At 73.1% G+C, this 23061-nt stretch carries 21 protein-coding genes and 1 riboswitch; of the genes, 7 read left to right on the top strand and 14 right to left on the bottom strand.

The features are described 5' to 3' along the window. Positions 1 to 19: 19 nt before the first annotated feature. The 3 genes from AB0I60_RS33120 to dnaE all read right to left on the bottom strand — a co-directional run bounded on the left by AB0I60_RS33120 (position 20) and on the right by dnaE (position 6162). The gene (locus AB0I60_RS33120; RefSeq protein WP_360736957.1) at positions 20 to 1270 is read right to left on the bottom strand and encodes an adenosylmethionine--8-amino-7-oxononanoate transaminase; all 1251 of its coding nucleotides are present in this window, start codon (positions 1268 to 1270) and stop codon (positions 20 to 22) included. Beyond that, on the bottom strand, positions 1257 to 2489 hold the full coding sequence (locus AB0I60_RS33115) for a cytochrome P450 (protein ID WP_360736954.1): 1233 nt from the start codon (positions 2487 to 2489) through the stop codon (positions 1257 to 1259). The genes AB0I60_RS33120 and AB0I60_RS33115 overlap by 14 nt, the downstream gene beginning before the upstream one ends. A gap of 139 nt (positions 2490 to 2628) precedes the next feature. Next, a complete protein-coding gene (dnaE, locus tag AB0I60_RS33110; protein ID WP_360736951.1) occupies positions 2629 to 6162 on the bottom strand; it encodes a DNA polymerase III subunit alpha in 3534 nt (1177 codons plus the stop codon). Between the two features lie 176 nt (positions 6163 to 6338). Here dnaE and AB0I60_RS33105 point away from each other — a divergent pair, with 176 nt between their 5' ends. Next, positions 6339 to 7253, top strand: coding sequence for an AsnC family protein (locus tag AB0I60_RS33105; RefSeq protein WP_360736949.1), 915 nt, complete (start codon positions 6339 to 6341; stop codon positions 7251 to 7253). A 64-nt stretch (positions 7254 to 7317) separates the two neighbouring features. On the opposite strand, the gene AB0I60_RS33100 is transcribed toward AB0I60_RS33105, so the two are convergent. The 3 genes from AB0I60_RS33100 to AB0I60_RS33090 all read right to left on the bottom strand — a co-directional run bounded on the left by AB0I60_RS33100 (position 7318) and on the right by AB0I60_RS33090 (position 9086). Further along, on the bottom strand, positions 7318 to 7575 hold the full coding sequence (locus AB0I60_RS33100; protein ID WP_360736947.1) for a hypothetical protein: 258 nt from the start codon (positions 7573 to 7575) through the stop codon (positions 7318 to 7320). A gap of 24 nt (positions 7576 to 7599) precedes the next feature. Next, positions 7600 to 8589: an NAD(P)-dependent alcohol dehydrogenase gene (locus tag AB0I60_RS33095; RefSeq protein ID WP_360736945.1), complete on the bottom strand. Its 990-nt coding sequence runs from the start codon at positions 8587 to 8589 to the stop codon at positions 7600 to 7602. Positions 8590 to 8666: 77 nt separating this feature from the next. Beyond that, positions 8667 to 9086, bottom strand: coding sequence for a hypothetical protein (locus AB0I60_RS33090; RefSeq protein WP_360736943.1), 420 nt, complete (start codon positions 9084 to 9086; stop codon positions 8667 to 8669). Positions 9087 to 9405: 319 nt separating this feature from the next. On the opposite strand from AB0I60_RS33090, the gene AB0I60_RS33085 reads away from it, so the two are divergent. After that, positions 9406 to 9534 carry a keywimysin-related RiPP gene (locus tag AB0I60_RS33085; RefSeq protein WP_360736941.1) on the top strand — a complete coding sequence of 43 codons (129 nt, stop codon included), beginning with the start codon at positions 9406 to 9408 and terminating at the stop codon, positions 9532 to 9534. Next, positions 9535 to 11325 (top strand): asparagine synthase-related protein, encoded by a 1791-nt coding sequence (locus AB0I60_RS33080; RefSeq protein WP_360736938.1) that lies wholly within the window; start codon positions 9535 to 9537, stop codon positions 11323 to 11325. It abuts the gene before it with no gap. A gap of 5 nt (positions 11326 to 11330) precedes the next feature. Here AB0I60_RS33080 and AB0I60_RS33075 read toward each other — a convergent pair whose 3' ends face one another. The 6 genes from AB0I60_RS33075 to AB0I60_RS33050 form a co-directional block, all read right to left on the bottom strand. Next, positions 11331 to 12260, bottom strand: a complete 930-nt coding sequence (locus AB0I60_RS33075; RefSeq protein ID WP_360736936.1) for an RluA family pseudouridine synthase — start codon at positions 12258 to 12260, stop codon at positions 11331 to 11333. Further along, positions 12257 to 12856 carry a signal peptidase II gene (lspA, locus tag AB0I60_RS33070; protein ID WP_360736934.1) on the bottom strand — a complete coding sequence of 200 codons (600 nt, stop codon included), beginning with the start codon at positions 12854 to 12856 and terminating at the stop codon, positions 12257 to 12259. The genes AB0I60_RS33075 and lspA overlap by 4 nt, the downstream gene beginning before the upstream one ends. 22 nt (positions 12857 to 12878) lie before the next feature. Then, complete coding sequence (locus AB0I60_RS33065; RefSeq protein WP_360736932.1) at positions 12879 to 14195, bottom strand: aminotransferase class V-fold PLP-dependent enzyme; 1317 nt, start codon at positions 14193 to 14195, stop codon at positions 12879 to 12881. A gap of 40 nt (positions 14196 to 14235) precedes the next feature. Then, positions 14236 to 14350: riboswitch (SAM riboswitch) on the bottom strand. 201 nt (positions 14351 to 14551) lie between these two features. Beyond that, positions 14552 to 16024: a potassium/proton antiporter gene (locus tag AB0I60_RS33060; protein ID WP_360736930.1), complete on the bottom strand. Its 1473-nt coding sequence runs from the start codon at positions 16022 to 16024 to the stop codon at positions 14552 to 14554. A 198-nt stretch (positions 16025 to 16222) separates the two neighbouring features. Then, positions 16223 to 16504 (bottom strand): DUF167 domain-containing protein, encoded by a 282-nt coding sequence (locus tag AB0I60_RS33055; RefSeq protein ID WP_360736927.1) that lies wholly within the window; start codon positions 16502 to 16504, stop codon positions 16223 to 16225. After that, positions 16497 to 17048 (bottom strand): TetR/AcrR family transcriptional regulator, encoded by a 552-nt coding sequence (locus AB0I60_RS33050; protein WP_360736924.1) that lies wholly within the window; start codon positions 17046 to 17048, stop codon positions 16497 to 16499. Before AB0I60_RS33050 ends, AB0I60_RS33055 begins: the two co-directional genes overlap by 8 nt. A 53-nt stretch (positions 17049 to 17101) precedes the next feature. Here AB0I60_RS33050 and AB0I60_RS33045 point away from each other — a divergent pair, with 53 nt between their 5' ends. The 4 genes from AB0I60_RS33045 (at position 17102) to AB0I60_RS33030 (ending at position 19014) form a co-directional block, all read left to right on the top strand. Further along, a complete protein-coding gene (locus AB0I60_RS33045) occupies positions 17102 to 17542 on the top strand; it encodes an SRPBCC family protein (protein ID WP_360736922.1) in 441 nt (146 codons plus the stop codon). 71 nt (positions 17543 to 17613) lie between these two features. Beyond that, entirely contained in the window at positions 17614 to 18162 is a 549-nt protein-coding gene (locus AB0I60_RS33040) for a sigma-70 family RNA polymerase sigma factor (RefSeq protein ID WP_360736919.1), read from the top strand. Beyond that, the gene (locus AB0I60_RS33035; protein ID WP_360736917.1) at positions 18159 to 18890 is read left to right on the top strand and encodes a sigma-70 family RNA polymerase sigma factor; all 732 of its coding nucleotides are present in this window, start codon (positions 18159 to 18161) and stop codon (positions 18888 to 18890) included. The genes AB0I60_RS33040 and AB0I60_RS33035 overlap by 4 nt, the downstream gene beginning before the upstream one ends. A gap of 1 nt (position 18891) precedes the next feature. Next, complete coding sequence (locus AB0I60_RS33030; protein ID WP_360736914.1) at positions 18892 to 19014, top strand: hypothetical protein; 123 nt, start codon at positions 18892 to 18894, stop codon at positions 19012 to 19014. 162 nt (positions 19015 to 19176) lie between these two features. Here AB0I60_RS33030 and ileS read toward each other — a convergent pair whose 3' ends face one another. Both ileS and AB0I60_RS33020 read right to left on the bottom strand, forming a co-directional pair. Continuing rightward, positions 19177 to 22287, bottom strand: coding sequence for an isoleucine--tRNA ligase (gene ileS / locus AB0I60_RS33025; protein ID WP_360736912.1), 3111 nt, complete (start codon positions 22285 to 22287; stop codon positions 19177 to 19179). Between the two features lie 268 nt (positions 22288 to 22555). Next, entirely contained in the window at positions 22556 to 23053 is a 498-nt protein-coding gene (locus AB0I60_RS33020; RefSeq protein WP_360736910.1) for a hypothetical protein, read from the bottom strand. Between the last annotated feature and the right edge of the window lie 8 nt (positions 23054 to 23061).

Below are 23061 nucleotides of genomic sequence, written 5' to 3'. Positions count from 1 at the left end.
GCTCCTCGAACGGCCGGGTTCACGCCTGAGCGGCTGCCACCACGGCGGCGCAGATGGCTGCCACGTCGGCGTCCGTCGCCACGAACGGCGGCATCGTGTAGATCAGGTCGCGGAACGGCCTCAGCCACACCCCGTGCTCCACGGCCGCTGCGGTGGCCGCCGCCATGTCGACCTGGTGGTCGAGCTGCACCACGCCGATCGCCCCTTGGACGCGGACGTCGCCGGGTGCTGCGGCCAGGCCCTCGCGCAGGCCGGTCGAGATGCGGGCCACGGTGGAGCGCCAGTCCTGGGACAGCAGCAGGTCGATGGACGCCAGGGCCACGGCGGACGCGAGCGGGTTGCCCATGAACGTCGGGCCGTGGGCCAGCACCGGCACGTCGCCCCGCGAGATGCCGTCGGCCACGCGGGGGGTGCAGAGGGTGGCGGCCAGGGACAGGTAGCCGCCGGTCAGCGCCTTGCCGACGCACATGATGTCCGGGCTGACCGACGCGTGGTCTGCGGCGAACAGCTCGCCGGTGCGGCCGAAGCCGGTGGCGATCTCGTCGAAGATCAGCAGGACGTCGTGCGTCAGCGCGAGTTCGCGCAGGACGTGCAGGTACCGGGGGTCGTGGAACCTCATGCCGCCGGCACCCTGGACGACGGGTTCGACGATGATGGCGGCGAGTTCGTCGGCGTGCTCCTCGATGAGCCGCGCCAGCTCCTCGACGTACCAGGTCTCCAGGTCGCGCGGCGGGGCCGGGGCGAAGACCTGCTCGGGCAGGACGCCGCGCCACAGCGCGTGCATCCCGCCTTCGGGGTCGCACACGGCCATGGGCTGGAACGTGTCGCCGTGGTAGCCGCCGCGCCACGTGAGCAGCCGCCGCTTCTCGGGCTGCCGCCGCGACCTCCAGTACTGGAGCGCCATCTTCACCGCGACCTCGACGGACACCGAGCCGGAGTCGCACAGGAACACGTGGTGCAGCGGTTCCGGGGTGATCTCGACCAGTTTCGCGCACAGCGCCACGGCGGGTTCGTGGGTGAGGCCGCCGAACATGACGTGGCTCATCCGGCCGAGCTGGTCGCGCACGGCGGCGTCGAGCACGGGGTGGCGGTAGCCGTGGATGGCGGCCCACCAGGACGACATGCCGTCGACCAGTTCCCGCCCGTCGTCGAGCCGGAGCCGGACGCCCTCCGCCGAGGTGACGACCAGCGGCTGGTGGGTGCCCGGCATCGGTGCGTACGGGTGCCAGACGTGCGCCTGGTCCAGCTTCAGCAGCTCATCGCGGTCCACGGGCGGAGAGGCTAACCGGCAGCGTGTAGAGCCCGCGCATGAGCGTGCTGGTGCGCCAGCGGAGGGTGTCGGGTTCGGCGGCGAGGGCGATGTCGTAGCGGTCGAGGAGGGCGTTGACGGCGATCTCGCCCTCCAGTCGGGCCAGGGGCGCTCCCAGGCAGTGGTGGATGCCGTGGCCGAAGGCGAGGTGGCCGCCGGCGTGGCGGGTGATGTCGAACGCCTCACCGCCGGGGAAGCGGTTCTCGTCGCGGTTGGCGGACATGAGGGAGACGAGCACGAACTCGCCTTCGGGGAGGGTGACGTCGCCGAGGGTGACCTCTTCGGTGGTGAACCGGAAGGTGGCCTGGTTGACGGGGCCCTCGTAGCGCAGGAACTCCTCGATGGCCCCGGGCATCAGGGACCGGTCGGCGCGCAGAGCGGCGAGCTGGTCGGGGTGGCGCAGCAGGTTGTGCACGCCGGTGGCGATGAGGTTGACGGTGGTCTCGTGGCCGGCGACGAGCAGCAGGAACGCCATGGAGATCAGTTCGGTCCGGTCGAGCCGGTCGTCCTCGTCGGTGGCGTGGACGAGGGCGCTGAAGATGTCGTCGCCGGGGTCGGCGCGCACCTTGTCGACCAGGGCGGACAGGTAGCCGGCCATGGCGGCGCCGGTGCTCTCGATGAGCTGCGGGTCGCTGCCGGAGACGAGGGCGTCGGTCCAGCGGCGGAAGTCGGCGCGGTCCTCGGGCGGGACGCCGAGCATCTCGCAGATGACGGTGAGGGGCAGCGGGAAGGCGAGGGCGTCGATGAGGTCGGCTTCGCGCCGGCCGGCGACGGCGTCGAGCAGCTCGTCGGCGATCTCGCGGATGCGGGGGCGCAGCTGTTCGACGCGGCGGGCGGTGAACGCCTTGGTGACGAGCTTGCGCAGCCGGGTGTGGGTGGGCGGGTCGCTGTTGAGCATGTGCTGGACGAGCGACTGGTCGAAGCGGGTGGGTTCGTTCGTACCGACGTGGTGCCGTTCGAGCAGCGGTCGGAAGCCCGCGATGTCCTTGCTGAACCTGGGATCGGCGAGGGCGAGGCGGGCCTCGTCGTAGCGGGTGACGAGCCAGACCTTGAGGCCGCGCGGGAGCAGGACCTGCCGCGCGGCGGTTTCCTCGCGCAGTTCGGCGTGCAGGGCGTGCGGGTTGTGGAAGTACTCCTCGCCCAGGGCGATCAGGGTGGCGGTGTCGGTGTTCTCCCCCATGGGAACCCCTCCGGTCGTTGGGTTAACACTGTTTACCCAACGACCGGGGGAACGCCCGCGTGCCGCAAACCCGCCTACATCACCCGATCGGACCAGTGATCGTGTCCGGTATGCGCCCGATGCACGGCTGCCGGGCGGTTCAGCCGAGGCAGCCCGGACCCAGCAACGCCTTCAGGTCGCCCATCAACGACGGCGTCGGGCTCACCCGCAGCGCGTCGTCCAGCTTCAGCAGGGTGTTCCGACTGGCGTTGATGATCAGGTTGAGGTGCACCTCGGTCGTCCCGGGGTGCGCCTTGAGCACGTCCTTCAACGACGTCACCAGCTTCGGGTCGCAGCGCGACGCCGACACCTTGAGCTTCAACGCCTGCGCGCCCAGTTCCGACAGGTCCGGCACCACCAGGTCGTTGGCGATCAGCGAGATCCGGTCCTCGCGCTTGGCCACCCGCGCCTTGACCAGCACGATCGCGTCCTCGGCGACCGACATGCCGTGCACCATGTAGCTCTTGGGGAAGAACAGCACCTCGATGCCACCGGCCAGGTCCTCCAGCTGCGCGGACGCCCACGGCTCGCCGTTCTTGTTCACCCGCCGCGTCACCGACGCGAGGATGCCGCCGAGCGTGACCTGCGTGCCGTCGGGCACGTCGCCTTCGAGGATGCGCGCGATCGAAGCGTCCGAATAGGACTCCAGCACCTGTTCCACGCCGTTGAGCGGGTGCCCGGACACGTAGAGGCCGAGCATCTCGCGCTCCAGCGTGAGCTGGTGCTTGGGCTCCCAGTAGTCGTCGGGGATCTTCACGTCGAAGACGCTGCCCACGCCGTCGTCCCCGCCGCCGTCGCCGAACAGGTCGAACTGGCCGCGCGCCTCCTCCTTCTTGGTCAGCATGACCGCGTCGACCGCCTCGACGTGCACCATGTGCAGGCCCTTGCGCGGGTGGCCGAGCGAGTCGAACGCGCCCGCCTTGATCAGCGATTCCACGACCTTCTTGTTGCACACCGTGGCGTCGACCTTGCGCAGGAAGTCGGAGAAGTCGACGTAGTTGCCCTTCTCCTTGCGCGCCTTGATGATCCCCTCGACGACGTTCGCGCCGACGTTGCGGATCGCGCCCAGGCCGAACCGGATGTCGTCGCCGACCGCGACGAACTCGCGCTCCGACTCGTTGACGTCCGGCGGCAGCACGGTGATGCCCATGCGCCGGCACTCGGCCAGGTAGATCGCGGACTTGTCCTTGTTGTCCGAGTTCGTGGTCAGCAGCGCCGCCATGTACTCGCCCGGGTAGTTCGCCTTGAGGTAGGCGGTCCAGTACGCGATCAGGCCGTACGCGGCGGAGTGCGCCTTGTTGAACGCGTAGTCGGCGAACGGGACCAGGATGTCCCACAGCGTCTTGATGGCCGCCGCGGAGTACCCGCTGTCCAGCATCCCCTTCTCGAAGCCCTCGAACTCCTTGTCGAGGATCTCCTTCTTCTTCTTGCCCATCGCGCGGCGCAGCAGGTCGGCCTGGGCCAGCGAGTAGCCCGCGACCTTCCGCGCGATCGCCATGACCTGCTCCTGGTAGACGATCAGGCCGTAGGTCGTGTCCAGGATCTCCGCGAGCGAGTCCTTCAGCTCTTCGTGGATCGGCACGATCTCCTGCTGCTTGTTCTTGCGCAGCGCGTAGTTCGTGTGCGAGTTCGCGCCCATCGGGCCCGGCCGGTAGAGCGCGATGACCGCCGAGACGTCCTCGAAGTTGTCGGGGCGCATCAGCCGCAGCAGGTCGCGCAGCGCGCCGCCGTCGAGCTGGAACACGCCCAGCGTGTCACCCCGGCCGAGCAGCTCGTAGGTCTTCTTGTCCTCCAGCGGGACCGTGGTGATGTCGACGTCGCCCTTGCCGTTGAGGGCGATGTTCTTGAGCGCGTCGTCGATCGTGGTCAGGTTGCTCAGGCCCAGGAAGTCCATCTTCAGCAGGCCGAGCGTCTCGCAGGTCGGGTAGTCGAACTGCGTGATGATGGAGCCGTCCTGGGGCCGCTTCCACACCGGGATGTGGTCCATCAGCGGTTCGGCGGACATGATCACCGCGCAGGCGTGCACGCCGGCGTTGCGGATCAGGCCCTCCAGGCCGCGACCGGTGTCGATGATCTCCTTGACCTGCGGGTCGGTGTCGTAGAGGGCGCGCACCTCGGCGGCCTCCGAGTACCGCTTGTGGGAGGCGTCGAACACGCCCGCCAGCGGGATGTCCTTGCCCATCACGGCGGGCGGCATCGCCTTGGAGATGCGGTCGGCCACCGCGTAGCCGGGCTGGCCGTAGAGCACGCGGGCGGAGTCCTTGATCGCCGCCTTCGCCTTGATGGTGCCGAACGTGATCACCTGGGCGACCTTGTCCGAGCCCCACTTCTCGGTGACGTAGCGGATCACGTCACCGCGCCGGCGCTCGTCGAAGTCGATGTCGATGTCGGGCGGGCTGACCCGGTCCGGGTTGAGGAACCGCTCGAAGATCAGGCCGTGCGCCAGCGGGTCGAGGTCGGTGATGCCCATCGCGTAGGCGATCAGCGCGCCTGCGGCGGACCCCCGGCCGGGGCCGACCCGGATGCCGTTCTCCTTGGCCCAGTTGATGAAGTCCGCCACCACCAGGAAGTAGGACGGGAAGCCCATCTGGAGGATGACGCCGATCTCGAACTCGACCTGCTTCTCGTGGACCTCGTCCACGCCGCCCGGGAACCGGCGGCGCATCCCGGCCCACACCTCCTCGCGGAAGTAGTCGGACTCGGTCATGCCGTCGGGCGTCGGGTAGCGCGGCATCAGGTTCTGGAACGAGAACATGCCGGTGGTGTCGACCTTCTCGGCCACCAGCAGGGTGTTGCGGCACCCCTCCTGCCACGCGTCGGACGAGTCGATCGCGCGCATCTCCTCCGGCGACTTCAGGTAGTAGCCGGAGCCGTCGAACTTGAACCGGCTCGGGTCCTGGAGCGTCTTGCCGGTCTGCACGCACAGCAGCGCGTCGTGCGCCTCGCGGTCCTCCGCGTAGGTGTAGTGCGAGTCGTTGGTGACCACGAACGGGATGGCGAGCTTCCTGGCGATGTCGACCAGCCCGCCGCGCACCCGGCTCTCGATCTCGATGCCGTGGTCCATCAGCTCGACGAAGAAGTTGTCCGCGCCGTAGATGTCGCGCCACTTCGCGGCGGCCTCCAGGGCCTCCTTCTCGTGGCCCAACCTCAGCCGGGTCTGCACCTCGCCGGACGGGCAGCCGGTGGTCGCCATCAGCCCGGCCGAGTGCTCGGCGACCAGCTCTGCGTCCATCCGCGCCCACTTGCCGAGCTGGCCCTCGGTGGAGGCGCGGCTCGACAGCTTCATCAGGTTGTGCAGGCCCTCGTTGGTGCGCGCCCAGATCGTCTGGTGGGTGTACGCACCGGACGCGGACACGTCGTCGGACTTCTGGCCCGGGTCGCCCCACAGCACGCGCTTCTTGTTGAACCGCGACTCGGGCGCCATGTACGCCTCGATGCCCACCACGGGTTTGATGCCCGCCGAGGTCGCCTGCTTGTAGAAGTCGTACGCGCCGTACATGTTGCCGTGGTCGGTGATCGCGGCGGCGCTCATGCCCAGGCGCTCGCACTCGGCGAACATGTCCTTCAGCTTCGCCGCGCCGTCCAGCATCGAGTACTCGGTGTGCACGTGGAGGTGCACAAACGAGTCGGACACCCTACCCCCCAGAGGATCGACGTGGGCCCGGGATCGACGCGCGGGCGAGACCCCGCGAGCCTATAACTCCCCGGGCCCGCCGGGGGCTGGAGGGGTGAGCGCGACCCGAAGTTCTCGCGGGGTCGCCCGGTGGGGCGAACGCACGAAGATCCGCCCAGGCGGGTAGCGTTCGAGGGGTGGTAGCGCCGGATCCCGTCGACGCCCGTCTCCTGGCCATGCTCGCCGAGATGGGCCGTGCCGCCGTGCACGAGCTCGCCGCGAGGCTCGGCATGGACCCGCGCGAGGCGGCCACCCGGCTGATCACCCTGTCCGGCAGCGGCCTGCCGCTGCTGGTGGGCGTGGAGTGCGACCCCAACGGCATCCGCAAGGCGCTGGCCAACAGCGTGGCGTGGGGCAGCTACACCGGTCCGGTGCAGAGCGGCCCGGTGCCGGGCGGTCCGGTCCAGGCGGGCCCGGGGCACGCCGTGCGCGGCACCCCCTCGGGCGCGTACCCGCCCGCCCCCGGCACGGTCCGGGGCACGCCGTCGGGCTCCTACCGGCAGGGCCCGCCCAGCGGCCCGTTCCCCGCGCAGCCGCACCCGGTGCCCACCGCGCAGGAACCGCTCAACACGTGGGGCCCGCCGCAGTCGTCCAGCTGGGCGCGGGGCGACCACGCGCCCGCGCCCAAGGCCCGCACCGGCAAGATCGGCAGCACCCTGGAGACCGAGGGCCTGGAGGGCGCGCGGTTCACCATCCAGCTCGTGGAGGTCGTGGACCCGGCGGACTTCCTGTTCACCGCCGCCGGCTACAAGCTGGCCGACGGCGAGCGCGCGGTGGTCGTGCACACCGAGCTGGCCAACACCGGCACGGTGACCTTCAACGCGCTGCCGGACATGTACCTGGTGCTGATGACCGGCACCGGCGAGACGGTCGGCAAGGCGCCGGTGTCGCTGTCGTCCCGGCCGCCGCACAAGATCGGCGTGCAGCCCGGCGAGACGGCGGGCGGCCACACCGTCTACGTGCTGCCGGAGAACACGGTGGTCACCTCGGTCCGGTGGAGCTCCCGCCCGGAGACCGACCTGAACACCCTGGTCTGGACCGTCGACGACTGACCCGGCCGCCGGACGTGCGGGTCGGGTGCGGCCCGCACGCCGTCGAGCCGCAGCGGCGGGCCGGCTAGTCGGCGTCGGCGGGGCGTTGGTGGCCGGACGGGACCGGCGTGCCGGAGCGGTCGACCACCTCCGCGTCCGCGCCCGAGTTCACCCACACGGTGACGCCCTCGTCGTGGACCACGACGTTGAACGGAGACTCCTCCACCGTGGAGGTCACCACCGTGAACTCCTCCCCCGGGCGCAACCAGTGGTCGGTGCCCGCCGGTTCGACCCAGAGGCAGAGCAGACCGCCGGTCTCGTTGCTGACGCTGGTCCTCGACACGGGGTCGACGGTAGTCGAACCGGCCTACACGGTGAGCACGACCTTGCCCCGCACGTGTCCCCGCTCGAAGTACGCCAACGCCTCCCGCGCCCGCTCCAGCGGGTAGGTGCGGTCCACCACGGGCCGCACGTGCCCGGATTCGAGCAGGTCCCGCACGGTCACCAGGTCGTCGCGCCGGTTGCGGCACAGGAACGGGACCAGGCGCTCGCTGACGAACGCCGACACCACCGCCATCCCCACCGGCCGCAGCACCGGCGACACGAGCTGGTCGCGCGCCACCGCCCGGCCCACGGCGACCAGCGCGCCGCGCGGCGCGAGGATGCGCCGGAACTCGGCGAACGTCCGGTTGCCGATCATGTCCAGCACCAGGTCGTAGCGGCCGGACGCGGTGAAGTCCTCGGCCGTGTAGTCCACCACCCGGTCCGCGCCCAGCGCGCGCACCAGCTCGACGTTGCCGGTGCCGCACACCGCCGTCACGCCCGCGCCGAGCGCTTTGGCGACCTGCACCGCGAACGTGCCGACACCACCCGCCGCGCCGTTGACCAGCACGCTCTGCCCGTCGCGTAATCGCCCCGCGTCGCGCAGCCCCTGCAACGCGGTCAGCGCGGCCACCGGCACCGCCGCCGCCTGCTCGAACGTGAGGCCGGCGGGTTTGACCAGCAGCACCGCGTCCTCGCGGAAGCACGCGTACTGGGCGAACGCGGCGCTGCGGTCGTCGGTGGACGTGCCGCGCCCGCCGAAGACCTCGTCGCCCGGCTGGAACCGGGTGACCGCCCGGCCGACCGACTCGACCTGGCCGGACAGGTCCGCGCCGAGCCCGCCCTTCGGCTGGAACAGCCCGGTGGCGGCCCGTGCCAGGTAGGGGGTCCCGCGCAGGTAGTGGTCGTCCAGCGGGTTGATCGACGCGGCCCGCACGCGCACCAGCACGTCGTGCGGGCCCGGTACCGGTGGGTCGACCTCCAGGACCTTGAGGACGTCCGGTGGGCCGTACGCGGCGTAGCGGATAGCTCTCATGGACGACCAGGGTGGCCCGCCCGGCGGGCGTCCGCCAAGGTCCGAAAGGGCAGTGCAGCGAGCCGTCGGAGTGGCGTTCACCCGTTGCGGTTGAACAGTTTCCCCAAGAATGAGCGCTTTGTCGGGTTGGCCGGTGGCGCCGACCGCTCCACCGGCCGGGGCGGCGGCGGGGCGGGCGCGGCCTCGGGCAGGTCGCCGCCGATCACCGCCGGGGCGACGCTGCCGCCCTCCGGGTCGGGGGTGAACCCGCTGTCGTGGACCGCCTCGTCCTCGGCCGGGGCGTGCGCGGTCCGCCGGTCGGCTCGGGCGTCGGGCGGCCGGTGCGCGACCGCCTCGGGTCGCGCGGCCACCGGGCCGACCCGGGGCTCGACCGGCGGCCGGGCCCGGCGCGCGGCGAGGTGCTGCTGCTCGGCCGCCGCCCACGCGTCCGGTTGCCGGCCCCCGACCGGGAACCCCCGCGGCGGCGTGCGGTCCGGGTCGTCGTACTGCGTTGACACCCCACGTACCTCCCCATACGAGCGGGCCTTTGGCGCAACGTTACGCGAACGCGACCTTCCGGCGGGAGGGATTCTCCGGTGCCGGAGGCGGTTCCCGCGTGGCCGCCAGGCGACCGCGACACCACCCGGGCGGGTGATCGCGGCACCGGCGCGCGACCAGGACGGCACGGTCGGTGCAGGTGGCTGCGAGATCGGGGAAATCACGCGCTCCGGCGGATTCGTCACCCGGTGCCGGTGTGGCGGGCCGGCCGTCGATGTGGTCACGATGTTCGCGGAGCGTGCTCACCGGAGCACGCGGAGTAGCAAGGAGGTGTCGGCGATGACGGAGAACACGCGGCAGCCGTACCAGCGACCGCTGCTGGTGAAGGTCGGTCGGTTCCGGCGGGACACGCTGGGCTACGGCGGCTCGGGCCGTGACTTCCGGTGGCGTCGGAAGATCGGCAACTGAGTGGTGCGCGGATTCGTCGTGCTCCCCGACACCCCTGCCGCCGACCGGGCGGTGGGGGTGTCGGGCGACGGCGGGGACGTCGTCGCCCGACACCCGTCCGGCAGGGCACTGCTGGTGGTGGTCGGGCCGGCCGAGCCGGTGGTGCGGGCGCGGGCCGGGCGGGTGGTCCTGGTCGCGGTCGGGTTCTGCCCGGTGACCCCCGATCAGCTGGCCGCGCACGCCGCGCGGGTGCGGTCGGTCGCCGACCTCGACCGGGTCGCGCTGCCCGGCAGCTCCCACCTGGTCGCCTCGGTGGACGGGCGGGTGCGCGTCCAGGGGAGCCTGTCCGGGGTGCGCCGGGTCGCGCACGCCCGCGTCGGGGGCGTGCCGGTCGCCTCGGACCGGGCCGCGCTGCTGGCCCGGCTCGCCGGCACCGGGATCGACGAGGACGCGCTCGCGGTGCGGGTCGTCTGCGGGGACGCCGTCCCCCCGCCGCTGGGTGAGCGGAGCACGTGGCGGGGCGTCACCACCGTGCCCCCCGACCACTGCCTCCTGCTGGGCGACCGGGTCGTGCGGCGGTGGACCGCCCCCGAGCCCGCGCTCCCGGCGGCCGAGGGCGTCGCGGCGGTGCGGGACGCGCTGGTCGAGGCGATGGGCCACCGCCGGGGCGTGCGCTTCAGCGCGGACCTGTCCGGCGGGCTCGACTCCGGCTCGCTGTGCTTCCTCGCCGCGCACCACGGCGTCCCCGACCTGCTGACGGTCCGGGTGGCCGGCTCCGACCCGCACAACGACGACGCGGTCCACGCGGCACGGGCGGTCCGGTCCCTGCCGCACGCCGAGCACCTGGTGCTGTCGCCCGCCGACCTGCCCGCCCTGTTCACCGACCCGGCGCGGGCCACCGACACCGACGAGCCCACCACGTGCACCCGCACCGACGCCCTGGAGCGCCACGTCGTCGGCCTGCTCGCCGACCGGGGCTACCACCACCACGTCGGCGGGCACGGCGGCGACGAGCTGTTCCTCCCGGTGCACGGCCACCTCCACGGCCTGCTGCGCCGCGCCCCGGTGACCGCGCTGCGGCTGCTGCGCGCCCACCGGGCGGTCGAGCGCTGGCCGCCGGCCGAGACCCTGCGCGGTCTTCTCGCCCGGCCCGGCACCGTCTCCGGCTGGTGGCGCGACCAGGCCGCCGGCCTCACCCGGCCCGGGGCACCGCAACGCGGTCCCCTGTTCGGCTGGGGCCTGAGCCCGCTGCGCGCCTCCTCGTGCGCGACGCCGGAGGCCGTCGCCACCGCACGGGCGGCGTTGCGCCGCGCCGCCGACGACGCCGAGCCCCTGGCCGCCGACCCGGGGCAGCACCAGACGGTGCTGGTGCTGCGCACCGCTGCGGCGGGCTACCGGCACCTGGCCGCCCTGCACGCCGAGCAGCACGTCTTCCTCGACCTGCCCTACCTCGACGACCGGGTCCTCGACGCCGTCCTGTCCGTCCAGGCGCACCACCGCTCCACGCCCTGGCAGTACAAGCGGCTGCTCGCCGAGGCCATGCGCGGCATCCTGCCCGAGCCGCTGCGCCGGCGGCAGACCAAGGGCGACTTCAGCGCCGAGGCGTACGACGGGCTGCGCCGCAACGCCGCCGCCGTCCGGGACCTGTTCGCGGACTCGCTGCTCGCCGAGCGCGGGCTGGTCGACCCCGACCGGGTCCGGCGGCTCACGGAGACCGCGCACGTCGTGGAGGACCACCAGTTCGCGGTGGAGGACCTCATCGGCTGCGAGGCGTGGCTGCGCGCCGGGTCCGTCGTCGGCCCGGCGCGGTAGCGCGGTCAGCCCTCGGCGCGCAGCAGTTCCAGCGCGTCGGCCAGGTCGGCCGGGTACTCGCTGGTGAACGAGACCCACTGGCCGTCGGCCGGGTGGTAGAAGCCCAGCGTGCGCGCGTGCAGCCACTGCCGGGTCACGCCCAGCCGCTTGGCCAGCACCGGGTCCGCGCCGTAGGTCAGGTCGCCCACGCACGGGTGGCGCAGCGCGGAGAAGTGCACCCGGATCTGGTGGGTGCGCCCGGTCTCCAGGTGCACGTCGAGCAGCGACGCCGCCCGGAACGCCTCGACCACCTCGTAGTGGGTGATGCTCGGCTTGCCGTTGGCCATCACCGCGAACTTGTAGTCGTGCTTGGGGTGGCGGTCGATCGGCGCGTCGACGGTGCCCTTGATCGGGTCCGGGTGGCCCTGCACCAGCGCGTGGTACAGCTTGTCGACCGTCCGCTCCTTGAACGCCTGCTTGAGCGCCGAGTACGCGTGCTCGCTCTTGGCGACCACCATCACGCCGGTCGTGCCGACGTCCAGCCGGTGCACCACGCCCTGCCGCTCGGCCGCGCCGGACGTGGCGACCCGCACCCCGGCGGCGGCGAGCCCGCCGACCACCGTCGGGCCCGTCCAGCCGGGGCTGGGGTGCACGGCCACGCCGACCGGCTTGTCGACCACGATGATGTCGTCGTCCTCGTGCAGGACCTCCAGGCCCTCGACGGCGATCGCCTGCACCTGCACCGGGCGTTCCGGCTCGGGCAGCGCGACCTCCAGCCACGAGCCCGCGACCAGCCGGTCGGACTTGCCGGCGGGCTGGCCGTCGAGCACCACGTCGCCGGCCTCGGCCAGGGTCGCCACGACCGTGCGGGACAGGCCGAGGAGCTTGGCCAGGCCCGCGTCGACGCGCATCCCGTCCAGCCCGTCGGGCACGGGCAGCGTGCGGTAGTCGCTCATGCGTCCTCCACCGGCTTCACGTGGCGGGTCCCGTCGTAGTCGCGCTGGAGCGCGGCCATGATCACGATGATCGCGCCGCCCACGCAGATGCCGGAGTCGGCGATGTTGAACACCGGGAAGAACGTGCCGTAGGGCTCGACGACCGAGATGAAGTCGACCACGTGCCCGCGCAGCGGTCCCGGCGACCGGAACAGCCGGTCCACCAGGTTGCCCGCCGCGCCGCCCAGCACCAGCCCGAGGCCGACCGCCCAGCCGACCGACCGCAGCTTGCGGGCGATCCACAGGATGAACCCGACCACGCCCACCGCGATCAGGGCGAGGATCACCGTCCAGCCCTCGGCCAGGCCGAACGCCGCGCCGGAGTTGCGCAGGAACGACAGGTAGACCAGTCCGCCGAGCAGCTCGACGGGTTCCCGGCCCTCCAGCTGCTCGACCGCGACGACCTTGGTCGCGACGTCGAGCGCCAGCACCACCGGGGCGATCGCCGCGAGCAGCGCCACCCGGCTCTTCGGGGGTGGCGGCTCGGCGGTGCCGCCCGGGTCCGGGTCGACCGGGGCGGCCCGGTGCTCCGGACCGGTGTTGGGATCGGTGCTCACCGGGCCATTGTCCAGCATCCGTTCAGCGCAGGAACGGCGGGAGCGCCCGCTCGTCGTCCTCCGGCACCCACCGGCCGTCGACGACCCGGTACCGCCACCGCGAGCCCTCGACCACCAGCGACCGCAGCGCCGCCACGAACCGGTCGACGTGCTCGGCGGTGCTGCCCAGGCCCAGCGACGCGCGCAGCGCCCGGTCGCCCTCGGTCAGCCGGTGCACGGCGACGTGCGCGCAGAACGCGCCGTCCCGCACGCCGATGCCGTGCTCGGCGGCGAGCGCGGCGGCCAGGAAGCCGACGTCCTGCCCGTGCACCACGAAGCTCACCACGCCCACCCGGTCCTGCCCGGGGCCGAACAGCGACAGCTCGTGCGCGCCGGGCACGGTCGCCAGGCCGGCGCGCAGCCGGGCCAGCAGCTCCCGCTCGTGCGCGGTGGTCTGCTCCCAGTGCCGGCCCAGCACGTCGCAGGCCACCGCGAGGGCGTGCACGCCCACGACGTTCGGCGACCCGGCCTCGTGCCGCTCCGGCACCGCCGACCAGGCCACGCCCAGCCGGTCGCCGTGGTCGGTGACCCGCGCGGTCGCGCCGCCGCCGACCAGGTACGGGTCGGCGGCCTGGAGCCAGTCGGCCCGGCCGACCAGCACGCCGGTGCCGAACGGGGCGTAGACCTTGTGGCCGGAGAGCACCGCGTAGTCCACGTCCAGCGCCCGCAGGTCCACCGGGCGGTGCGGGGCGAGCTGCGCGGCGTCGAGCGCGACCCGGGCGCCGTGCCGGCGGGCGACGGCGGCGAGTTCGGCCACCGGCCACACCTCGCCGGTCACGTTCGACGCGCCGGTCACCACGACCAGCCGGGGGCCTTCGGGGGTGGCGCGCAGCGCGCGGTCGAGCTCCAGCACGGCCTCGGCGGGCCTAGCCGGGGTGACCAGGCGGCGCACGTTCGGGCCGCGCCACGGCAGCAGCGCCGCGTGGTGGTCGGTGTCGAACAGCACCACGGAGGTGTGCCGGGGCAGGCTGCGGGCCAGCAGGTTCAGCGAGTCGGTGGTGTTGCGGGTGAACACGACGGTGTCGGTGTCGCGGGCACCGAGGAAGCGGCGCACCGAGTCGCGGGCCTGCTCGTAGACCCGGGTGGACACCTGGGAGGCGAAGCCCGCGCCCCGGTGCACGCTGGCGTACCAGGGCAGCAGCTCGTCCACGGCGTCGCGGACCTGCTCCAGGCAGGGTGCGCTGGCGGCGTGGTCGAGGTTGGCGTACTCGACGCGCTCGCCGGTGACCAGCGGGACGCGCAGCGACGCCCCGACGACGCGGGGCAGGGCGGCGATCGATCCGGGAACTGCGACGGTCATGACAACCTCCGACGGGTCCGGCGGACTCCGTGGCATGGGAGGCCCGCGCTTGCCCGACGCCCTGCGCGCCAGGCCAGGTCCTCATCGGGGGCACCCCACCGCGGTAGGAGGGTTGCCGGCCAGCTAGCCCGAGCTTCGCGCTGGCACTCATGACCTCGGGACCGAAGTTAGCCCACGGCACCGCGCCGAGTCGAGGCCCGTTCACGATCCGGGAGCCCGCCCGCCGCTTCCGCCCGCCGTGCGGGAACCGCCAGGGCCCGGCGGCTCCCGCAGGTCACGGCGGCGATCACCGCACCGGTCCGCCCGCCCGGTACCGCCCTCCGGGCGCGACCGGGATCACAGCGGGGACCGGCGGGTCACGGCAGGCCCGCGTCGCCCTTCCACCGGGCGTAGCGGCCGGCGCGGTCGACGGCGCGGATGCGCTTCTCGGCCGCCGTGCGGGCCGCGTCCGTGCAGACCACCAGCAACTGGTCGTGCACCTGGAGGCGGGTGGTGGCCTGCGGGGTGAACCCGTCGTCGCCGCGCACCACCAGGCTCACCGCCGCGCCCGGCGGCAGCCGCAGCTCGCTGAGGTAGACGCCGTGCAGCTTGGACCCGGTCTGGATGCGCACCTGGAGCAGCTCCGCGCCCAGCTCGTCCAGCGCCGAGGAGTCGACCTGGACCTCCTGCGCCTCGCCGGAGCGCACCAGCCCGAGCCACTTCGCCATCCACGGCAGGGTCGAGCCCTGCACCACCGTCAGCAGGATGACCAGCACGAACACCACGTCCACGAGCTGCTGCGCGCCGTCGAAGCCCTGGATGAGCGGGATCAGGGCGAACACGATCGGGACCGCGCCGCGCAGCCCGGACCACGAGATGAACACCTGCTCGCGCCACGGCACCTTGAACGGCAGCGCCGCGCACAGCACCGACACCGGCCGGGCCAGCAGGACCAGCACGCCGCCCGCGACCAGCGCGGGGATCAGGGACTCGAACAGCCGGCCGGGCGAGGCGTACAGGCCCAGCAGCACGAACAGGCCGATCTGGGCGATCCAGCCCAGGCCCTCGGCGAAGGACAGCGTGTCCGACCGGTGCGGCAGGCGGGCGTTGCCCAGCACGAGGGCCGCCGTGTAGACCGCGAGGAACCCGGACGCGTGCGCCAGGTCGCCGGCCGTGTAGGCGAGCAGGCACACCGCGACCGTGGCCAGCGGGTACAGGCCGGTGGACGGGAGTGCGGCACGCCGCAGCCCGACCCCGCCCAGCCACCCGAGCGCGACGCCGATCGCGCCGCCGGCGAGCAGCTCGTAGGCCATCAGCGCGGGCGCGGTCCACGTCACCGGATCGGGGGAGGCGAGCAGCACCACGGCGATGTACACCGGGGCGTCGTTGAGGCCGGACTCCAGCTCCAGCGCGCCGATCAGGCGCTTGCCGACGCCCACCCCGCGCAGCACGCTGAACACCGCCGCCGCGTCGGTGGACGACAGCACCGCCCCCCACAGCAGGGCCGTGCGCCAGTCCAGGCCGAGCAGGTGGTGCAGGCCGAGGCCGGTCAGCCCGACGCTGACCGCGACGGACACTGTGGACAGTGCGATCCCCAGCCCCAGGGCGGGTTTCACGGCGGTCCAGCGGGTCGTCAGGCCGCCCTCGGTGAGGATCAGCACGAGCGCCACGGTGCCCAGCGAGCGGGTCAGGTCGGCGTCCTCGAACTGGATGCCGAGCACGGACTCGCCGAGCAGCACGCCGATGCCCAGGTACAGCAGGAGCGAGGGCAGACCGAGCTTGGTCGACACCCGCACCGCGATGACGGAGAGCAGCAACACCGCGGCGCCGATGCCGAGAAAGGCCGTCACACCACCCACTCGACCTCCAGTTGTTCACTCGGTGGTGTGCATTCTCCCCCGCTGACGTCGATTTGGACTAATCCGGCACCGGCTGTGCCCACCGGGGCCGCGCCGGGCGGTTGCGGTGCGGCGGGGCGGGGTCCACGGTGGACGCACCGCCGTCGACCATCCACATCGGACCGATCGTCCGCTCGGACGACCCGCCGGTCAGCCGTCGAGGAGCCGCGCGAGGCGTTCCCGGGCGTCGGCCGGGGCCGGGTCGAGCTCGACCACCTTGTCCCGGCCGCGTTCGCCCCGCACGATCCGCACGTCCCGGCTGCGCACGCCGAACGCCCCGGCCACCGCCCTGCGCACGGCCTCGTTGGCCCGGCCCTCCACGGCGGGCGCGGCGACGGCGACCACCAGCGCCGTCCCGTCCCACCGGCCGCCCACGGCGTCGCGCTTCGCGCCGGGCTTGACCCGGACGCCCAGCCGGAACGGGTCAGGCACGGGAGGTCACCGAGGCGAGGGTGTCCTCCAGCAGGTCGCGGCGGCCGTCGACCACGTGCGGCGCGGCGGACATGAGCTGGGCCTGGCCGAGGTAGACCGAGTAGGCGAGCACGGCCCGGCGGCGGGCGGCGGCGGGCGGGAACCCGATGGCGCCGAACAGCTCGACCAGGTAGCCGACCCGCCGGTCGGTGACGCGGCGCAGCACGGGCGCGACCGCCGGGTCGTCCTTGGCGGCGAGCATGGCCAGCTCCACGGCGCTGGCGCGCGGGTCCTCCAGGACCAGCCCGAACAGCTTGCGCAGCCGGCCGTCCGGCGTGGGCTCGCCCTCGACCAGCTCGATCACCGCCTCGGTGTGCTCCCGCTCCCACCGTTCGAGGGTGGCCTTGAGCAGGGCTTCGCGGTTGGGGAAGTGCCAGTAGGCGCTGCCCTTCGTCGCGCCGAGCCGCGCCGCGAGCGGTTCCACGGCCACCGCCGCCACCCCGCCCTCGGCCAGCGCCCGCAGGGCCACCTGGGTCCAGTCGTCCTTGGTCCGGCGTGCTCTCACTCCCCGTACGCTACCGTATGGTCAGTTCCATACGGCACCGTACGGAGGTTGCGATGATCGAGAACGTGCACGAGCGCCGGCTGCCCGGCGACGGCTGGGTCGACCGCGTGATCGAGCTGTGGCCGAGGGCGTGGCCGCCCCTGGTCCTGGACCGGCCGCTGGGCGTCGGGGCGGACGGCGGGCACGGGTTCGTGCGCTACCGCTGCACCGCGTACGAGCCCGGCAGACGGGTGGAGTTCACGTTCGCCCCCGGCCTCGGGCTGGTCGGCGCGCACGTGCTCGAAGCCGTCCCCGGCGGCGTCCGGCACACGCTCACCGGTCGCCCGAACGGGTGGATGTTGCTCGGCTGGCCGCTCGCCGTCCGCTGGCTGCACGACGCCCTGATCGAGGACCTGCTCGACAGCCTGAGCATCGCCGCAGGTCAGGACATCAAGCGTGCCCGCTGGTCGTGGTGGGTCCGGGTGCTGCGGGCCGGAGCGCGCCGACTGGCCTGAACCGCCGGCATCCACAACCCTCCTCGGCACCCGTCTACCGGGTAGCCGGACGCCGACCAGAGGGAGGGTTCGTGACACCGGGAGACTCCGATGACCACGCGGCCACCTTCGGCGACTTCTACCACCGGGAGCGCACCCGGCTCTTCCGGTTCGCCGCCGTCATGTCCCCGCACCTGGACCACGAGTCCGCGGTGCAGGAGGCGTTCGTCAGCGCGTGGCGCACCTGGCCCTCGATCGCCCCCGCCGCCCGCCGCGCGTGGCTGGTCAAGACGATCCGCAACCTGCTGGTCGACCAGTCGCGGCGGCGGGAGCGGCCCAGCGAGGTGACCGACGAGGTGGTCGCCCGCTCCCGGATCCTGGTGCAGCGGCACCGCGAGGCCGAGGCGTGGCACGAGCTCAACAGCACCCTCGCCGCCATCGCGCGGCTGCCCGACCAGCTGCGGACCGCCCTGGTGCTGCGGTTCTGGGACTTCACCGACGACGAGATCGCCGACGTGCTGGGATGCAGGAGGGACTCCGTCCGGCGGTACGTGTCCGAAGCGCGGGCCAGGGTCAGCGAGGTGGTCGGCAACTCCGAGCGCCGGGTGCGGGGCTCCCGGCGCGGGAAGGGGACAACATGACGGACGACGACGCGCGCCGCAACTCCCGCCCCGGGCTCTCGACCTCGGACGGCGGCGGCCTCGACCCGCTGCTGGACGAGCTGCGCGACGAGCTGACCGAGGCCATCCCCGACGACCCGGCCAGCGACGACCTGGGCGTGGCCGCGATCATCGCCCAGGGCCCGCCGCCCCGCAGCGCGCCCGAGCGGCACGCGGCGCTGCTCACCGCCGCCCGCGCCGGCGACCGGGGCGCGCTCGACGCGCTGGTCACCGAGCTGACCCCGCTGGTGTGGCACGTCGCCCGGGGCAACGGGCTGGACCAGGGCGTGGCCGAGGACGTGGTGCAGACGGTGTGGCTGAGCCTGCTGCGGCACCTGGACCGGATCGCCGAGCCGCGCGCCCTGGCGGGCTGGCTGATCGTGACCACCCGGCGCGAGGCCCAGCGCGCGTGGCGCGAGGCGAACGGCCGGGCGGCGCTGTCCTCGGACTCGGCGGTCGACGTCGCCGACACCCGCTGGCTGCCCGAGACCGAGGCGCTGCGCGACGACCGCGACCGCCGGCTGTGGCGGGCGTACTCGAACCTGCCGAGGCGCTGCCAGGAACTGCTCCGGCTGACCGTCCTGGCCGGCCGCGCCGAGTACCGCGCGGTGGCCGAGGCCCTGTCCATGCCCCGGGGCAGCATCGGCCCGACCAGGGGCCGCTGCCTGGCGACCCTGCGCACCCTGCTGGAGCGCGAGGGAGGTGCTTGACATGCCCGACGAGCTGAACACCTGGCTGAACGACCTGGTGGACGTCCTCGACCCACCGCCGCCGTACCTGGCCGACCAGGTCGGGGTGCTGCTGACGATCGCCCTGGCGTTCCGCGCCGCCTGACCGCCTGCGCCCGTCGAGGGGGCGGCGGCAGCGCGGAGGTGGCAACCGAGGCGGGGGCCTCGGGGAGCGCCCCCGGGCGGCGCAGGGGGGCGGCGGCCGGGGGTGGCAGCGGAGAGGGGGCGCGGCCGGGCGATCCCGGCCGTGCCCCCTCCCGTCGTGCGGTCAGACCTTCGTGACCGCGACCGCCACCTGGACGCCGTCGCCGACCGAGCCCGACGCGCCCCCGGCCACCTCGCCGTAGGTCACCGCGTCGGCCAGCGTCTCGGCCGCGACGAACGCCTCGAACCGCCGCACCGCGTCGGCCACCTCGCCGTCGGGCACGCCCACCACCAGCGCGATCCGGTCCGACACGTCGAGGTTCGCGTCCTTGCGCGCCTGCTGCACCACGCGGACCAGGTCGCGCGCGACCCCCTCGGCCGCCAGCTCCGGCGTGACCGAGGTGTCCAGCACGACCAGGCCGCTGTTGGCCGGCAGCGCCGCCGTGGCGCCCTGGTCGGTGGCCACGAGCCGCTGCTCGTACTCCTCCGGGAACAGCTCCACGCCCGCCGCGACGACCGTGCCGTCGACCTCGGACCAGTCGCCCGCCTTCACCGCCCGGATCACCTTCTGCACGTCCGGCCCGAGCCTCGGCCCGGCCACCCGCGCGTTGACCGCGAGCTGGAAGTGCCCGTGCGCGTCCACGTCGGAGGTCAGCTCGACCTCCTTGACGTTCACCTCGTCCCGCAGGATCTCGCTGAACGGGGCCAGCCGCTCCGCGTCCCCGGCCGCGATGACCAGCCGGGCCAGCGGCAGCCGCACCCGCAGCTTGTTCGCCTTGCGCAGCGACAGCGCCGTGGACGCCACCTGCCGCACCTGGTCCATGGCGGCCACCAGCGCGTCGTCCGCCGGCAGGTCGGCCGCCGCCGGGTAGTCCGCCAGGTGCACCGAGCGCCCGCCGGTCAGCCCGCGCCACACCACCTCGGTGGTCAGCGGCAGCAGCGGCGCGGCCACCCGGCTCACCACCTCCAGCACGGTGTGCAGCGTGTCGACGGCGTCCTGGTCGCCCGCCCAGAACCGGTCGCGGGACCGGCGGACGTACCAGTTCGTCAGCACCTCCAGGAACTCCCGGATGGACGCGCACGCCCCCGAGATGTCGTAGCCGTCCAGCCGCGCCCGCACGTCCGCGACCAGGTCGTGGGTCTTGGCCAGCGCGTACCGGTCGAGCACGTGCGGCGAGCCGGTCCGCCAGGTGCCCTCGACGCCCTCGGCGTTGGCGTAGAGCGCGAGGAAGTACCACGTGTTCCACAGCGGCAGCACGGCCTGGCGCACCGCGTCGCGGATGCCCCGCTCGGTGACGACCAGGTCGCCGCCGCGCAGGATCGGCGAGGCCATCAGGAACCACCGCATGGCGTCCGAGCCGTCGCGGTCGAACACCTCGTTGACGTCCGGGTAGTTCTTGCGGGACTTGGACATCTTCTGGCCGTCGTCGCCCAGCACGATCCCGTGCGCCACGCAGTTCTTGAACGCCGGCCGGTCGAACAGCGCCGTGGCCAGCACGTGCATGGTGTAGAACCAGCCCCGGGTCTGGCCGTTGTACTCGACGATGAAGTCGCCCGGGTAGTGGTCCTCGAACCACTGCTGGTTCTCGAACGGGTAGTGCACCTGCGCGAACGACATCGAGCCCGACTCGAACCAGCAGTCGAGGACCTCCGGCACCCGGCGCATGGTGGACTTCCCGGTCGGGTCGTCCGGGTTGGGCCGGGTGAGCTGGTCGATGTGCGGCCGGTGCAGGTCGGTCGGGCGCGCGCCGAAGTCGCGGGCCAGCTCGTCCAGCGAGCCGTAGACGTCCACCCGGGGGTGCTCGGGGTCGTCGGACACCCACACCGGGATCGGCGAGCCCCAGAACCGGTTGCGGGAGATGTTCCAGTCCCGCGCGTTCTCCAGCCACTTGCCGAACTGGCCGTCCCTGATGTGCTCGGGCACCCAGTTGATCTGCTGGTTCAGCTCGACCATCCGGTCCTTGAACTTCGACACCGCGACGAACCACGACGACACGGCCCGCTGGATCAGCGGGTTGTCGCAGCGCCAGCAGTGCGGGTACGGGTGGTCGTAGGTCTCGTGGCGCAGCAGCAGGCCCGCGTCCCGCAGGTCGCGGATGATCGCCTTGTTGGCGTCGAAGACGTGCTGCCCCTCGTACGGCGGCACCTCGGCGGTGAACCGGCCGTGCGGGTCGACCGGCACGACGACCTCGATGCCGGCGGCGTCCGTGACGACCTTGTCCTCCTCACCGAAGGCGGGGGCGATGTGCACGATGCCCGTGCCGTCCTCGGTGGTGACGTAGTCGGCGGCGAGCACCTGGTGCGCGTTCTCCCGGCCGGCGAAGAAGTCGAACGGCGGCGCGTACCGGCGGCCGACCAGGTCGGAGCCCTTGTAGCGGGCCACCACCGGCGGCTCCTCGCCCAGCTCGCGGGCGTAGGCGGGCACCCGCGCCTCGGCGAGCAGGTAGCGCTCGCCGGCGGCCTCGACCACCACGTAGTCGACGTCCGGGTGCACGGCGGCGGCGAGGTTCGACGGGAGCGTCCACGGCGTGGTCGTCCACACCAGGGCCAGCTCGCCGGACTCCAGCCGCAGCCCCACCGTGACCGCCGGGTCCTGCCGGTCGCGGTAGGTGTCGTCCATCTTGGTCTCGGTGTTGGACAGCGGCGTCTCGCAGCGCCAGCAGTACCAGAGCACCCGGAAGCCCTCGTAGACCAACCCCTTGTCCCACAGGGTCTTGAAGGCCCACATGACGCTTTCCATGTAGTCCAGGTCGAGGGTCTTGTAGTCGTTGTCGAAGTCGACCCAGCGCGCCTGGCGGGTGACGTAGTCGCGCCACTGGTCGGTGTACTGGAGCACCGACGTGCGGCAGGCGTCGTTGAACTTCTCGATCCCGAACGCCTCGATCTCGGACTTCGACGAGAACCCGAGCTGCTTCTCCGCCTCCACCTCGGCGGGCAGGCCGTGGGTGTCCCAGCCGAACCGGCGCTCGACGTGCTCGCCGCGCATGGTCCGGTAGCGCGGGACGACGTCCTTGACGTACCCGGTCAGCAGGTGCCCGTAGTGGGGGAGGCCGTTGGCGAACGGCGGGCCGTCGTAGAAGACGAACTCGTTGGCGCCCCGGTCGCCCGCCGGCCGGGCGTCGACCGAGTCCTGGAACGTCCGGTCGGACTTCCAGAAGTCGAGGACGTCCCGCTCCAGGGCGGGGAAGGACGGCTGGGAGGGCACCGCGCCCTCGCCTGCCTTCGGGTAGGCCATCGTGCTGCTCCTCGCGTGCTGCGTCATCCGGCACGCGGGGACGACGCGCCTGGCTCCGGCGCACCGCGGTACCACCCCGCTTGCCGGCGCGCGCACGCGACGGCCTCTCGTTGACGGCTGTGACGGGCCGCACCCGTCCGGTTCTACTGGGGCTCGCGCCCGTTCTTCCGGAGGCTCCCCGGTGATGGCCGGATCAACGCCGTGTGGGTCAAGCGTAGCTCGTGGCCGCAACCGGGTTGTGGCGGACGTCCCACGCGCCGGCCGGCCGTCAGGAGCCGCGCTTCTTCGCGGCGAGGGTGGCGTCCGGCCCGCACGCGGCGCACGGGGTGAAGCCCAACTGCCGGGCCTCGGAGACCGGGAGGCCCAGCGAGGCCCTGCCGCCCAGCCACGCGCACGCCGCCAGGTGGTAGCGGGGGCGTTCGTCCAGGACGCGGACCTCGTCCGCCAGGTCCGCCACGACCAGCAGGTCGGCGGCGTCCGTGTCTTCCTCGTCGGGCTCGACGGCCCGGTCCGGCGAGGTGTCGTCGCCGACCTCGTCGGCAGGCGGACCACCGGGGTCCTCCCGGTGGTCGGCCCGACGCGCGGTGGTGCCGGCGGCCGGGGCGGTTCCCCGACGACGGCGCAGCGACCAGTCCCAGACCAGGACCAGCGCCGCAGCCGCGCTCGCGCCCACGGAGAGCCACGCCCAGTACACCTGGTCCGTGGTCAACGCGGGCACGAGCAGCCCCAAGGCCGCCAGCACCAACAGCGCGACGATGTAGAGCACGTGATCAG

Origin of the sequence: Actinosynnema sp. NPDC050436 (assembly GCF_040655415.1) — a bacterium.
Taxonomy (GTDB): Bacteria; Actinomycetota; Actinomycetes; order Mycobacteriales; family Pseudonocardiaceae; genus Actinosynnema.
This window is presented reverse-complemented; position numbering and strand designations above follow the sequence as displayed.

Coding starts and splice junctions, on each gene's coding strand:
- AB0I60_RS33095 (WP_360736945.1), bottom strand. CDS start 8,589: ATGAGAGCTATCCGCTACGCCGCGTACGGCCCACCGGACGTCCTCAAG.
- AB0I60_RS33030 (WP_360736914.1), top strand. CDS start 18,892: ATGCCCGACGAGCTGAACACCTGGCTGAACGACCTGGTGGACGTCCTC.
- AB0I60_RS33115 (WP_360736954.1), bottom strand. CDS start 2,489: ATGGGGGAGAACACCGACACCGCCACCCTGATCGCCCTGGGCGAGGAG.
- AB0I60_RS33065 (WP_360736932.1), bottom strand. CDS start 14,195: ATGACCGTCGCAGTTCCCGGATCGATCGCCGCCCTGCCCCGCGTCGTC.
- ileS (WP_360736912.1), bottom strand. CDS start 22,287: ATGGCCTACCCGAAGGCAGGCGAGGGCGCGGTGCCCTCCCAGCCGTCC.
- AB0I60_RS33075 (WP_360736936.1), bottom strand. CDS start 12,260: ATGAGCGACTACCGCACGCTGCCCGTGCCCGACGGGCTGGACGGGATG.
- AB0I60_RS33085 (WP_360736941.1), top strand. CDS start 9,406: ATGACGGAGAACACGCGGCAGCCGTACCAGCGACCGCTGCTGGTGAAG.
- AB0I60_RS33035 (WP_360736917.1), top strand. CDS start 18,159: ATGACGGACGACGACGCGCGCCGCAACTCCCGCCCCGGGCTCTCGACC.
- AB0I60_RS33045 (WP_360736922.1), top strand. CDS start 17,102: ATGATCGAGAACGTGCACGAGCGCCGGCTGCCCGGCGACGGCTGGGTC.